The following is a 12,570-nucleotide window of genomic DNA, read 5'->3' as shown; positions in this document are numbered from 1 at the left end:
CAGCAAGATGCCTCACGCTCTCGTCATCGGCGCCTCCCGCGGGCTCGGCCTCGTCCTCGCCGAAGAACTCGACCGCCGCGGCTGGCACGTCATCACCACCACCCGTCAAGGAGGAACGTCCGGTCGACCACACGAAGAAGCCCTCGAGATGACCGACCAGGCGCAACTACGCGCCCTACGCGAACGGCTGAGAGGCCACCCGCTAGACCTGCTGTTCGTCAACGCCGCGATCGACCGCGGCAACGTCCCGATCGGCGAGGTGGCCACGGAAGACTTCACCGAAGTCATGATCACCAACGCGCTGAGCCCGCTTCGCGTCTTGGAGACGCTGCACGACCTGGTCGAACCCGGTGGCACAGTCGCGATCATGTCCTCCGAGCAGGGCAGCATCACCCGCAACACCGAGCCCGGCTACGACCTCTACAAAGCCAGCAAAGCCGCCCTCAACCAGCTCATGCGCAGCTACGCCACCCGCCACCACGACGACGGCCACACCAAACTGCTCATCGACCCCGGCCACAACCGGACCCGGCTCGGCGGCCCCGACGCGCCCCTGGACCCCGAAGAAAGCATCCCCCGGGTCGTCGACGTCCTCGAAAAGCAAGCCGGCGCGCGGACGCTGCGGTTCCTGGACCGGCACGGCGAGGTCGTCCCGTGGTGACCCGCTCAGGGCACCACTTCGGCCAGGCCGATCAGGTTGCCTTCGCTGTCGCGGAACCACGCCGCGCGCTCACCGCTGCCCTTGCTCGGGTAGTTGCCGCGGATCTCCATGATCCCGCCGCGCATGCCCTCGTACTCCTCGAACACCACGCCACGCGAACGCAGCACCGCGACCGTCGCTTCGAGGTCGTCGACGTAGAAGCCGGCCTGGGTGAACGAACCGTCGGATGCACCAGCGGAGGCGTACAGGCAGAAGACGCCCGACGCGCCTTCGTACCGCAGGCCGCCCTCGCGCTCCTCGACCGCTTCGAGGCCGAGCTTCTCGGCGTACCAGCGTCGCGCTCGGGCCAGGTCCTGGGTCGGGATGCGCGCTTCGATGCGGACGTTGCTCAGCATCATCCGATGGTAGGCGTCACCGCGATCGCCGACTCCTCCAAAGAGCCGAAGTACAGCTGCCCGCGCCACTCGCGGACGCCCACCAGCATGTGGAACCCGGCGATCTCGCCACGCAGTTCCGAAACGACCCGGCCGTCCGGCGCGACACCCAGGACACCCACTTCGCGACCCGGGCTGGGCTGCAGCGACGTCGGCAGCCGCCGGATGCCCGCCCGCAGGAAACCGGGCAACCGCCGGGCGAAGTCCAGGGCCGCCACGCGTGGCGATGCCTGGGTGATCCAGATCAGCCCGTCCGTGCCCGTCGAGATGTTGTCCGGGAAACCCCACAGGCCGTCGGCGAACACGTCGGACCGGCCGTCGGAAAGCCACACGCGCGACACGCGGCACGCACCCGTCTCCGCCACCGCCACGAACGACTCGTCGGGCGCAAGGGCGACACCGTTGGCGAACTGGAGGCCGTCGAGCAGGAGGTCGATCGAGCCGTCCGGCGCACGGCGGAGCAGCCGGCCGCCCGCGGTCTGCTCGATCAGGTCGTCGCGCCAGTTGTCGATGCCGAAACGACGGGAGGAATCCGTGAAGTAGACCGTTCCGTCGGCGGCCACCGCGGCGTTGTTGCAGAACACGAAGTCGAGGCCCAGCGCGGAAGTCGCCAGCACCGAAGGGGAACCGCCCGCCAGCGGGACCACCAGGAGGCCGGCCCGGGCGTCGCAGATCAGCAGCTCGTCGTCGCCGTACAGCTCCAGCCCGAGCGGGCGGCCGCCCGTGTCGGCGATGACGTCGATGTGCCGTCCGTCCGGGGACAGGCGCAGGATGCGCCCGTCGTCGACACCGGTGTAGATGCGGCCCTCGGCGTCGACGACGACGTCCTCGGGGCCGTGGCCGTTCACCGGGTACAGCGTGACTTCGCCGAAGCGCATCGAGCCTCCTACCGGTAGGTGAGCAGCGAAGCCGCGTCGGCCTCGAAGTGCGGGTGCTCGTTGAAGGACAGCAGCGTGACGCCGCCGCGGCCGGACACCAGCTTGGTGATCCCGCCGTTGACCGTGACGCGGTTGAGCTTGAGCAGGCCGGTCTCGGGGGTGCCCATGAGCAGGCCGCAGACCGTGGCGATCACGCCGCCGGAGGTGAAGACCACCGCGTGCTCGCCCTTGCCCAGGGACGCGACCAAGTCCTCGAGCGCGGCACGGCACCGCGCGAGGAACGCCGGCCACGTCTCGGCGCACGGCCCGGAGGCGCCGGCCGACGTCCACGCCGTCAGGGCCGCGTCCAGCACCCCCTGGTACGCGCGGGAATCCTCCTGGGGCGCGCCGGCGGCGTGGTGCAGCGCGATGTCGACGTGGTCGTACTCGTTCCAGCGCGGGTCCTCGACCACCGGGACGTCGGTGCCGAGCACCTTCAGGGCCGTCGCCGCCGTGTCGCGCTGCCGCGCCAGCGTCCCGGACCGGACCTGGCTGAAGGAGACCGCCCGCCGGAGCAGCTCCGCACCGACCACAGTGGACTGCTCGAAGCCGCGCGGGGACAGGGCGTCGTAGTCGGATGCGCCGAACGACGCCTGTCCGTGCCGGACCAGGTAGATCGCGCCCACTAGACCCGTCCCTTCGCGATGATCTCCCGGCAGCGCCACTCCAGGTACGCGACGAACTGCCAGAAGTCCTTGAACGCCGGGTCGCGGGTGGCGCCGTCGCGGTAGCGCCGGTACAGCTGCTGCAGGACCGCGGCCAGCCGGAACAGGCCGTAGACCTCGTAGAACCGCCAGTCGCCGACCTCGAGGCCGGTCTTCTCCGCGTAGCGGGCGACGAACTCCTCGCGGGTGAACATGCCCGGCAGGTGCGTCGGCTGGCGGCGGCTCGCGTGCATGGCGTCGTCGTCGCCGGCCTGGACCCAGTAGGCGAGCATGCTGCCCAGCTCCATCAGCGGGTCGCCGAGGGTGGCCATCTCCCAGTCGAGGACTCCGGTGATGTTGAGCGTCGACGGCCCGTCCAGGACCAGGTTGTCGAGCCGGTAGTCGTTGTGGATCAGGCAGATCTTGACCTCGCCCGGCTGGTGGTCGGCCAGCCAAGTGCGGACCTCGGCGAAGTCGCCGACGTTGTCCGTACGGGCCGCGACGTACCGCTCCGACCAGCCGCGGACCTGCCGCTCGACGTACCCCGCGCCCTTGCCGAGGTCGGCGAGCCCGGCCTTCCCGACGTCGACGGCGTGCAGGTCCACCAGCCGGTCGACGACCCGGCCGGACAGCTCGCGGGCCTGGTCGGGGCTCAGTTCGAGACCGGGCGGCAGGTTGCCGCGCAGGATCAGGCCCTCGAGCTTCTCCATGACGTAGAAGTCGCCGCCGAGCACGGCCGGATCGTCGCCGAACGCCAGCATCCGCGGCACGTACGGGAACACCGGCTTCAGCGCGTGCTGCACGCGGTATTCGCGCCGCATGTCGTGCGCGGACGCCGCTTTGTGCCCGGCCGGCGGGCGGCGCAGGATGAGCTCGCGGTCCGGGTAGCTCAGCAGGTACGTCAGGTTGGACGCGCCGCCGGGGAACTGCCGGACCTGCGGCGGTGCGTCCCCGAGGCCCTCGAGCTTCCCGCGGAGCCAGGCGTGCACCGCGGCGGTGTCGAAGGCGTCCTCCGCGCGGACCTCGACCGGGGCGTTCACGCGAACTTCCGCAGCAGCGCGGCCGGCACGAGGCGCATGACGACGCTCAGTGGGAGCCACGGCCACGCCGGGACGTAGGCCCGGGCCCGCTCGGCCTCGATCGCCTTGGCCAGTGCCCGGGCGCCGGTCTCGGCCTTGACCAGCAAGGGGTTCCGGCCGATCCGGTCGTTCATCTCCGACTCGATGTAGCCGGGCCGGACGTCGGTGACCGCGATGCCCCGGGGCTTCAGCTCGATGCGGGTGCCGTCGACGAACGCCGAGATCCCCGCCTTCGACGCGGCGTACGCGGTCAGCTTGCCCGGGAACGGGCGAAGCGCGCTGAACGACGAAATCACGGCGAGGTGGCCGTTGCCCTGCTCGCGGAAGATCCCGGCGGCGGCCTCGATCTGGGCGGCCGCCGCGATGAAGTTGACCTCCAGGGTCTGCCGGTTGGCGTCGAACCGGCCCGTGCCGACCCGCTGCCCCTTCCCCAGCCCGGCGTTCACAATCACCCGGTCGAGGGACCCCAGTTCGGCGCGGAACTCCTCGAAGACGGCGAACACGCGGTCGTGGTCGGTGACGTCGAGGGTGCGCGTGACGACCTTGATCCCGGGGTGCGCCGCGGTGAGCTCGGCGGCCAGCTTCTCGAGCCGCTCGGTGCGCCGCGCGCACAGCGCGAGGTTGCGCCCCTTCGCCGCGAACTGGCGGGCCATACCTTCGCCCAACCCGCTGCTGGCGCCGGTGATGAGGATGTTCTGCCGGAGGACCATGCCCGGATGCTACCCGGTGGTAACAAGACCGGTGGCCCGGCGCTGGGGGCGTCGCCGGGCCACCGGTCATCGCGCGGCCACACCGGCCGGTCGCACAACGCGGCCGGGTGAACCGGAGCCGGAACCGCTCTCGCGGCCGGTCGCGCCTGCGCACTGGTGGGCCGTGAGGGGGAGGCGGAGCCACCGGCGCAGGCAAGTCATGAAAGCGCGTCCGCCCAGGCCGGGGCAATGGTTCACAGTTGCCAGTACTAGCCCGTTCGCCCGAGTGGCCGCTCCGGCGACCCGGCCGAAGACGGGCGCTGACGACGCCGGGAATCCTGCTAACGTTCTCCGGTGTCGGGGATCGTCGGGGGACGGCACGGGGCGGGTCGGGGTTTCAGCAATGGCGGGCAGCACGGCGGGTGACGGCCAGGAGAGTGGGCGCACCGCGTTCGCCATCCAGTTGCGCGCGGCCATCGCCACGAGCGGGCTGTCGCTGGACCGGATCCAGGCGCGGCTGCGGGCCCGCGGCGTCGTCGTCAGCGTCACCGCGCTCAGTTACTGGCAGTCGGGCAAGCGGCAGCCGGAGCGGCAGAGCTCGCTGTCGGCCGTCCGCACGCTGGAAGAAATCCTCGACGTGCCCGCCGGGTCCCTGCTCGGGCTGCTGCCGCCGCCCCGGCCGCGCGGTGGTGCCGGTAAGCGCCAGGCCGGCGGCGATCCGGTGTCGTTCCCGCGCGAGGTGCTGCAGCCGCTGCTGGACAAGGTGGGCGCGCCGCACGCGCTCGACCGCCAGCAGCCGCTGAAGATGGTCGGGCTGCACGACCTGTGCGAGATCGCCGCGGACGGCGGGCAGCGCGCGGTGACCGCGCGGGCGGTGTTCCAGGCCGCCGCGGACGGCCAGGACCGCTGGCTGCTGGTGTACACCCAGGACGACCCCGCGGCGGGCGCCCCCGAGCTGCACGCCGTGCGCAACTGCCGGGTCGGGCGCGCCGAGGTCGACGAGGCGCACGGCCTCATCGTCGCCGAGCTGCTCTTCGACCGGCCGGTCAACCGGGGCGAGACGCACCTGATCGAGTACACGCTGACCAACAGCGGGCCGCCGTACCCGGAGTGCCGCAACACGCACTACCGCGAGTTCCGGCGGCCGGTGCGGGAGTACCTGCTGGAGGTCCGGTTCGCGCCGGGGACCGCCCCCGGCCGCTGCTGGCAGTACTCCCGCGGCGGCGCGACCGGCACGCTCGCCCGGCGCCCGCTCACGCTCGACGGCGCCGACGGCGTCCACGCGGTGGTGTTCGACTTCGGCCCCGGCGTCTTCGGCATCGACTGGGACTGAATTTCAGGACAGGTGGGCCGCCGCCAGGGTGGCCAGTTCCGTGCGGTTCGCGATGCCCAGCTTCGCGTAGACGTGCGCGAGGTGCGTCTTGACCGTGCCGCGGCTCATGAACAGGCGGGTGCCGATCTCCGGGTTCGTGCATCCCGCGGCCGCCAGTTTCACCACCTCGAGTTCCGTCGGCGTCAGGCTGCCCCACCCGCTCGACGGGCGGCCCCGGCTGCCGCGGGTCCGGCGCACGAAAGCCACCACGTCGTCGAGGCTCATCGGCGACGAGTCCGTCACCAGGCCGAGCGCGTCCAGCTCCGCCTGCGCAGCAGGACGGCGTGGCGCCCCCAGCTCGGCCCTGGCCTGCGAAGCCGACACGAGCACCCGGGCGGCATCGGCCTCGCGGCCAGTGCGCGCGAGCAGCGTCGTCAGCGCGTCCAGGCTGGCCAGGACACCCAGCCGGAGGCCGTGGGCGAGCCGCAGGTTCAGCGATTCGTGGTGCAGGTCGGCGGCCTGTTCCGGCTCGGCCAGGTACCCCTGCTCGTCCAGGGCGTCGGCCAGCGGCGACGGCAGCGACCAGCGGCGGGTGAGCTCGACGGCGGTGGCCAGCACCTCCGCGGCCTCCTCGGGACGGCCGAGCGCGCGCAGCAGAGCGCCGCGTTCGGGCAGGCCCTGCGCGGCCATGTACGTCCCGGGCACGGCTTCGCGCTCGAACCAGCGCAACGCCGCTTCGACGTCGCCTCGCCGCCAGTGCAGCCGGCCCAGCACGCCGGCCATGCCCGGCACGAAGACGTCACCGGCCGTCTCGAGCAGGCGCAGGAACGGCTCCATCACGCGGAATCCGGCCTCGACGTCCCCGGCCTCGCAGTGCACCTGGGCCAAGCGGCACAACGTCGTGTTGACGCGGTGGAAGTCGCCGAGCGGTGCGGCGACGCCGACGGCCTGCGCGGCGAGTTCGCGCGCCCGCGGCAGGTCCGCCGCGGCCAGCGCGATCCCGGACCGGACGCTGAGGACGGTCGAGGCGAGGCCGCGGTCGCCGCGGCGCAGAAGTCCTTCGGCCGCTTCGTCCAGCAGCGGCGCCGCTTCGTCGTGGCGGTCGCGGGCGAACCGGACGAGCCCGCGCAGCATCAACGCGCTGTCCCGCGCGAAGCCGTCTCCGGCGTCCTCGGCGACCTTCCCGGCTTCGACGGCGACGTCCCAGGCGGCGTCCAGGTCCGTGTAGAGGAGCCCGAGTGCGGTCAGCGAAAGACATCGCGCTCGCAGGCCCGCTTCGCCGAGTTCGGTGGCCAGCTCCAGGCCCTGCCGCGCGGCTTCGAGGTCGAACGGCGCCGTGGTGTCGGCGACCAGGCCCATCCCGGTCAGCAGCCGGGCCTGCAGCGGCGTCCGGTCGCCGGGGCACCGGGCGACCGCGCGCTTGAGGTAGGCCAAGCCCTCGTGGCCGTAGCCGTGCAGGTTCCACAGCCACGCGACGGCGGCGGCGAGCCGGCGGCCCCGGGCGGGATCCTCCTGCACCAGGCCCCATTCCAGGGCCGCGCGCAGGTTGTCGCGCTCGGGCTCGATCCGCGCGCGCCAGGCGTCCTTGTCGCGGTCGAGCTCGGGCTCGGCCGCTTCGGCCAGGGCCAGGTAGTGGCCGAGGTGGCGGTCGCGGACGGCCGCGGTCTCCCCCGCCTCGGCCAGCCGGGCCGCCGCGTACTCGCGCAGCGTCTCCAGCAGCCGGTAGCGGCCGTCTTCGGCCTGCACCAAGGACTTGTCGACGAGCCGGCCGAGCGCGGGCAGCACCGCCGGGCCGCCGGCCGCGTCCAGGGTGAACCCGCCGGCGAACACCGCGAGCCGCCGGAACACCGCGCGATCTTCCTCGTCGAGCTGGTCGTGGCTCCACGCGATCGAACCTTCGAGCGTGCGCTGCCGGGCCGGCACGCCGCGCGGGCCGCGGGTGAGCAGGGCGAACCGGTCGTCGAGGCCGGCGTCGATCTGGTGCGGGGTCAGGGTTCCGAGCCACGCCGCGGCGAGTTCGACGGCGAGCGGGATGCCGTCGAGCCGCGTGCAGATCGACCGGACGGCGGCCGCGCTGGAGGCGTCCAGGGTGAACAGCGGCCGGACCGCGCCCGCCCGCTCGACGAACAGCGCGACGGCGTCCTCGACGGCCAGCGGCGGCACCCGCCACACCGTCTCCCCCGGTACCCCCAGGGGTTCGCGGCTGGTCGTCAGCACCGCGACCTCGGGGCAGGACCGCAGCAGCTCGACCGCGACTTCGGTGGCGCCGTCGAGGACGTGCTCGCAGTTGTCGAGGCAGAGCAGGACGCGCCGGTCGCGCAGTTCCGTCGCGACCGAGCGGGCCGCGCCGACGTGGGGCTCGACCGGCACGCCAAGCGTCGCGGCGACCCGCTCGGCGACCTCGGTCACGGCGTCCAGCTCCACCCACCAGACGCCGTCGGGCCACTCGGTGCTCGCGGCGACCTGCGCGGCGAGCCGCGTCTTGCCGCTGCCGCCGGGCCCGGCCAGCGTGACGAGCCGCGTCCCGGCGAGCTGCCGCCGGACGTCGCGGACCTCGGCGTCGCGGCCGACGAACCCGGTCAGCTGCACCGGCAGGTTGTTCGGGACGGCGTCGAGCGAGCGAAGCGGCCGCGGATCGGGTGGGTCGCCGAGTTCGAAGACCCGCTCGGGCGCGGTGAGGTCCGGCAGCCGGTGGACGCCGAGGTCGTGCAGCGTGACGGCGTCCCCGAGGGCCGCCGCGGTGCGGGCCGACACGAGGATCCGGCCGTCCTCCGCCAGCGCGCGCAGCTGTTCGCAGCGGCGGACGGCGGGGCCGGTGGGCGTGCCGTCGTCGCGGATCAGCACGTCCCCGGTGTGCACGGCGGCCGGGCCGCCGGGCAGCGCCGCGAGCGCCTCGTCAGGGGTCGTGAAGACGACCGGGGCGGCGTCGCCGGCGCAGAGGATCGTGACCGTGCCCGCCGGGAGGAGTTTCGTCGCAGTCATGGCCCGGCCAGTCTGCCAGCGGATCTCGGCCAGGTGGCCGATGTTCGCCTTCCCGCTGCCTGCGACCTTCGGATCGTGGAGACCTTCGAAGTGGTGCTGGCCCGCTGGTCCGACGCCGACGCGAACGGCGACGCCGAAGTGCTGGCGCCGCTGCTGGCCGACGATTTCCGCGGCGACGGCCCGGCCGGGCGCGTGCTCGGCAAGGCCGGCTGGCCCGGCCGCGTCCCCGCGGGCGCGTTCCGGTGGACGCGCCTGCAGGTGACGCACTCGGTCGGCGTCGCGACCGGGCACCGCGACGGCGTCGCCTGCACGGTGGTGGCCGAAAACCGGGACGGACGCTGGCTGATCGTCAACGTGCAGCGCGGCTCATGACAATTTGGTGCGCAGCACCTTCCCGGTTGCGTTGCGCGGCAGCTCGTCGAGGAACTCGACGTCCCGCGGCACCTTGTAGCGGGCCAGGTTCGCCTTGACGTAGTCGCGGATCTCGTCGGCGTCGAGGTCGGCCCCTTCGGCCCGCACGACGAACGCCTTGAGCCGCTGCCCGAACTCCGGGTCCTCGACGCCGACCACCGCCGCCTCGATCACGTCCTCGCGCTCGACCAGGAGGTTTTCCACCTCGATCGGGAACACGTTCTCGCCGCCGGAGACGATCATCTCGTCGTCGCGGCCGTCGATGAACAGCAGGCCGTCTTCGTCGAAGTGGCCGACGTCGCCGCTGGAGAGCAGGCCGTCGATGATCTCCTTGTGGCGGCCGTCGGTGTAGCCGCCGAAGCTGAGCCCGCTGCCGACGAACACGCGGCCGGTGACGTTCGGCTCGGTGATCTTCCGGCCCTTTTCGTCGTAGAGCGCCACCTTGCAGCCGACGGGTGCGCGGCCGACCGTGCCCGGGGCCTTCGCCCAGTCTTCCGGCGTCGCGACCGTCGCCACCGCGACCTCGGTCGAGCCGTAGAGGTTGTGCACGACCGGGCCGAACGCGTCGTTCGCGCGGTTGCCGAGGTCCGGCGAGAGGGCCGAGCCCGCGACGAAGATGATCCGCAACGCCGACGTGTCGTACTTCTCCCGGACCTCCTTCGGCAGGTCGACGATGCGCTGCAGCATGGTCGGCACCAGCACGAGCGCGGTGCACTTGTGCTCGGCGACGCCGCGCAGCGCCTCTTCGGGGTTGAACTTGCGCCGCATCACGACCTTCGAGCCGAGCGCGAAGGACAGGATGAACTGGGACAGCCCGGTGCCGTGGAACAGCGGCGCGCCCATGTACGTGGCCTCGTTGGACCGCAGCGGGATCCGGTCGAGGAACTGCGCCGATGCCAGTGCCGAGGTGTGCGGCCGCGGTGCACCCTTCGGCGTGCCGGTGGTGCCGCTGGTCAGCAGCACGAAACCGCCCGGCTTGGCCGGCGCGGGCCATGGCCGGTCGTCGGTGCTGGCGATGATCTCGTCGAGCACCGGGACGGTCCGGTCGGTCAGGTCCGAGCCCGGGTCGACCCAGGCGAGGTAGCGGTCGACGCCGTCGGGGATCGCGTCGAGCAGGCCGGTGAACTCCTGGTCGTAGACGAGCGCCGTGACGCCTTCGCGCTTGGCGACGTCGGCCAGCTGCGGCTTGGCGAACCCGGTGTTCATCAGCAGCAGGCGGACGCCGAGCTTGCCCGACGCGGCCATCGTGAGGACCAGGCCGCGGTGGTCGCGGCAGAGCGCGGCGACGACCTGGCCGGGCCGGATACCCCGCTCGGACCAGGCCCTGGCCAGCGCGTTCGACTGGTCGTCGAGCTGCTTGTAGGTGAGCGGGCCGAGCTCGTCGACGATGCCGACGGCGGCCGGGTCGCGGCGCGCGGAGATGTGGTTGGCGCCGGCGAACGGGCCGAACTTCCGCAGCGCGACCAGCGAGCGCACGCCCTCGTCGAGCCGGGGGAAGGGCACGAGGCCCGCCCGCCGCATCACGTCGACGCTGCGCACCGTCTCGGTCACCTTGTCCGCCACCGTGGTGGCGAGCGCGACCAGACTCATCCAGGCACCTCCGTTGCTGCGGGAAGAGTGAGCCCACGCCGACGGCGGGCGTACCGGCGGTATGGGAGCTACTGGAGAGTAAACCAACCGTGGGCCGAACGCACCAGCCCGCGGAAACTGTCGGTGGTGGTCGGCATGATGTCCGGGTGCAGGTGATCGCGGGACGGGAGGAGGACGGGAGCTTCACCGTGCACACGCCGTCTTCGACGGTGGACGGCCTGGACGAGGCGGCTTTCCTGGCGCTGGCGCGGGAGCTGGAGACGTCCTTGGCGCCGCGGTGGGTGTTCCCGTCCGTGGAGCGGACGTATCCGCTGCTGGTGGCGGCCGGCCTGCAGGTGCGCCGCTGCTACGACCTCGAGCTGGCCGAGGGGCTGCTGCTGGCGTACGAGGGCGCGGAGACGCAGTCGCGGAGCCTGCGCGCGGCCTGGGCCAGGGCGAACGGCGAGGAACCGCCGCCGGACGCGACGGCCGTCGAGCTCGCGCAGCCGACGCTGTTCGAGACGCGCGTGCCGACGCTGCCCGAGGGCGTGACGGTCGTCACGGCGGTCCGGCGCGTGCTCGCGGAGCAGGAGCGGCGGGTGGCGGCGACCGCGCACCCGGACCGGATGCGGCTGCTGCTGGCCGCGGAGTCGGCGAGCGCGCTGGCCGCCGTGGAGATGTCGGCCGACGGCCTGCCCTGGCGCGCCGACGTGCACGAGGCGCTGCTGGCCGAGCGGCTGGGTCCGCGCGTGCCCGCCGGGCAGCGGCCGAAGGCGCTGGTCGAGCTGGCCGCGAAGATCAGCGAGGCGTTCGGCGGACGGCCGGTGAACCCGGACTCGCCGCCGAGCGTGGTCCGCGCGCTGGCCCGCGAGGGGATCGAGGTGCCGGCGGCGCGGAAGTACCTGCTCAAGGGCATCGACCACCCCGCGGTCGGGCCGCTGCTGGAGTACAAGGAGCTGTCGCGGCTGTTCACCGCGAACGGCTGGGCCTGGCTCGACGAGTGGGTCGGCAACGGCCGGTTCCGCCCGCACTACGTCGTCGGCGGGGTGGTGTCCGGGCGGTGGGCCAGCCGCGGTGGCGGGGCGCTGCAGATCCCGAAGGTGCTGCGGACGTGCGTCCGGGCCGACCCGGGCTGGAAACTGGTGGTGGCCGACGCGGCCCAGCTGGAGCCGCGGGTGCTCACGGCGTTGTCGGGCGACCGGCGGCTCGCCGACGTCGCGGCGGCGACGGACCTGTACGCGCGCCTCGGCGAGGCGCTGTTCTCCGGCGCCCGCTGGGTGCCGGCCGCGGACGACGACCGAGACGACCGCGCCCGGGCGAAGATCGCGATGCTCTCGGCGATGTACGGCGGCACGTCCGGCGAAGCGGGGCCGTTGCTGGGGTTGCTGCGGCAGCGGTTCCCGGACGCGGTGTCCTATGTGGAGCGTGCGGCACAGGCGGGCGAGCGCGGCGAGCGCGTCCGGTCCCGGCTGGGCCGGACGTCGCCCGCGCCCTCGGCGGCCTGGCGCGCGTTGACCGGCGGCCTGGCGTCGGACGAAGCGGCGGAGCTGAAGGCGCGCCGGGCCTCGCGCGGCTGGGGCCGGTTCACGCGGAACTTCGTCGTCCAGGCGAGCGCGGCGGACATGACGGCGGTGATGCTGGCGACCCTGCGGACCCGCCTGCCCGAGCCGGCGCACCTGGTGTTCTTCCAGCACGACGAGGTGATCGTCCACACCCCGGCTCCGCTGGCCGGCACGGTGACCGAGTCCATTGTGGACTCGGTCGCGGAGGCGGCCCGGATGCTGTTCGGCCCGGCCTGCCCGGTCCGCTTCCCGATGCAGACCGCGGTCGTCGACACCTACGCCGACGCGAAGTGACCGGCCGCTCCCGGGC

11 protein-coding genes are annotated in these 12,570 nt (G+C 73.1%); 4 read left to right on the top strand and 7 right to left on the bottom strand.

From position 1 onward, the window contains the following. Window positions 1-7 precede the first annotated feature (7 nt). Window positions 8-661 (top strand): SDR family NAD(P)-dependent oxidoreductase, encoded by a 654-nt coding sequence (locus AB0M93_RS37755; protein ID WP_364283297.1) that lies wholly within the window; start codon window positions 8-10, stop codon window positions 659-661. Window positions 662-666: 5 nt separating this feature from the next. Here the strand turns inward: AB0M93_RS37755 and AB0M93_RS37750 are convergent, their stop codons facing one another. Genes AB0M93_RS37750 through AB0M93_RS37730 form a run of 5 tightly spaced genes read right to left on the bottom strand, consistent with a single transcriptional unit; the run spans window position 667 to window position 4,445 of the window. Beyond that, the gene (locus AB0M93_RS37750; protein WP_364283294.1) at window positions 667-1,056 is read right to left on the bottom strand and encodes a VOC family protein; all 390 of its coding nucleotides are present in this window, start codon (window positions 1,054-1,056) and stop codon (window positions 667-669) included. Continuing rightward, window positions 1,056-1,973: an SMP-30/gluconolactonase/LRE family protein gene (locus tag AB0M93_RS37745; protein ID WP_364283291.1), complete on the bottom strand. Its 918-nt coding sequence runs from the start codon at window positions 1,971-1,973 to the stop codon at window positions 1,056-1,058. The genes AB0M93_RS37750 and AB0M93_RS37745 overlap by 1 nt, the downstream gene beginning before the upstream one ends. 8 nt (window positions 1,974-1,981) lie before the next feature. Beyond that, window positions 1,982-2,638 carry a histidine phosphatase family protein gene (locus AB0M93_RS37740; protein ID WP_364283288.1) on the bottom strand — a complete coding sequence of 219 codons (657 nt, stop codon included), beginning with the start codon at window positions 2,636-2,638 and terminating at the stop codon, window positions 1,982-1,984. Next, window positions 2,638-3,696 carry a phosphotransferase family protein gene (locus AB0M93_RS37735; RefSeq protein ID WP_364283285.1) on the bottom strand — a complete coding sequence of 353 codons (1,059 nt, stop codon included), beginning with the start codon at window positions 3,694-3,696 and terminating at the stop codon, window positions 2,638-2,640. The genes AB0M93_RS37740 and AB0M93_RS37735 overlap by 1 nt, the downstream gene beginning before the upstream one ends. Then, the gene (locus tag AB0M93_RS37730; RefSeq protein WP_364283282.1) at window positions 3,693-4,445 is read right to left on the bottom strand and encodes an SDR family oxidoreductase; all 753 of its coding nucleotides are present in this window, start codon (window positions 4,443-4,445) and stop codon (window positions 3,693-3,695) included. Before AB0M93_RS37730 ends, AB0M93_RS37735 begins: the two co-directional genes overlap by 4 nt. Before the next feature lie 382 nt (window positions 4,446-4,827). On the opposite strand from AB0M93_RS37730, the gene AB0M93_RS37725 reads away from it, so the two are divergent. Continuing rightward, window positions 4,828-5,757, top strand: coding sequence for a hypothetical protein (locus AB0M93_RS37725; RefSeq protein WP_364283279.1), 930 nt, complete (start codon window positions 4,828-4,830; stop codon window positions 5,755-5,757). Between the two features lie 3 nt (window positions 5,758-5,760). Here the strand turns inward: AB0M93_RS37725 and AB0M93_RS37720 are convergent, their stop codons facing one another. After that, entirely contained in the window at window positions 5,761-8,718 is a 2,958-nt protein-coding gene (locus AB0M93_RS37720; protein WP_364283277.1) for a LuxR C-terminal-related transcriptional regulator, read from the bottom strand. Between the two features lie 75 nt (window positions 8,719-8,793). Here AB0M93_RS37720 and AB0M93_RS37715 point away from each other — a divergent pair, with 75 nt between their 5' ends. Next, a complete protein-coding gene (locus AB0M93_RS37715; RefSeq protein ID WP_364283274.1) occupies window positions 8,794-9,090 on the top strand; it encodes a nuclear transport factor 2 family protein in 297 nt (98 codons plus the stop codon). Here the strand turns inward: AB0M93_RS37715 and AB0M93_RS37710 are convergent. Further along, window positions 9,085-10,719 carry an acyl-CoA synthetase gene (locus AB0M93_RS37710; RefSeq protein WP_364283271.1) on the bottom strand — a complete coding sequence of 545 codons (1,635 nt, stop codon included), beginning with the start codon at window positions 10,717-10,719 and terminating at the stop codon, window positions 9,085-9,087. The genes AB0M93_RS37715 and AB0M93_RS37710 overlap by 6 nt on opposite strands. A 146-nt stretch (window positions 10,720-10,865) precedes the next feature. Here AB0M93_RS37710 and AB0M93_RS37705 point away from each other — a divergent pair, with 146 nt between their 5' ends. After that, window positions 10,866-12,554 (top strand): bifunctional 3'-5' exonuclease/DNA polymerase, encoded by a 1,689-nt coding sequence (locus tag AB0M93_RS37705; RefSeq protein ID WP_364283268.1) that lies wholly within the window; start codon window positions 10,866-10,868, stop codon window positions 12,552-12,554. Window positions 12,555-12,570: the final 16 nt, after the last annotated feature.

Origin of the sequence: Amycolatopsis sp. NPDC051102, assembly GCF_040682815.1 — a bacterium.
Classification (GTDB): Bacteria; Actinomycetota; Actinomycetes; order Mycobacteriales; family Pseudonocardiaceae; genus Amycolatopsis.
Note: the sequence above shows the minus strand (reverse complement) of the source record. Positions and strands in the feature narration are given on the sequence as shown.

Bases quoted from the DNA above. Each gene is read 5' to 3' on its own strand.
- AB0M93_RS37755 (WP_364283297.1), top strand. From the start codon at position 8: ATGCCTCACGCTCTCGTCATCGGCGCCTCCCGCGGGCTCGGCCTCGTC.
- AB0M93_RS37750 (WP_364283294.1), bottom strand. From the start codon at position 1,056: ATGCTGAGCAACGTCCGCATCGAAGCGCGCATCCCGACCCAGGACCTG.
- AB0M93_RS37745 (WP_364283291.1), bottom strand. From the start codon at position 1,973: ATGCGCTTCGGCGAAGTCACGCTGTACCCGGTGAACGGCCACGGCCCC.
- AB0M93_RS37730 (WP_364283282.1), bottom strand. From the start codon at position 4,445: ATGGTCCTCCGGCAGAACATCCTCATCACCGGCGCCAGCAGCGGGTTG.
- AB0M93_RS37725 (WP_364283279.1), top strand. From the start codon at position 4,828: ATGGCGGGCAGCACGGCGGGTGACGGCCAGGAGAGTGGGCGCACCGCG.
- AB0M93_RS37720 (WP_364283277.1), bottom strand. From the start codon at position 8,718: ATGACTGCGACGAAACTCCTCCCGGCGGGCACGGTCACGATCCTCTGC.
- AB0M93_RS37710 (WP_364283271.1), bottom strand. From the start codon at position 10,719: ATGAGTCTGGTCGCGCTCGCCACCACGGTGGCGGACAAGGTGACCGAG.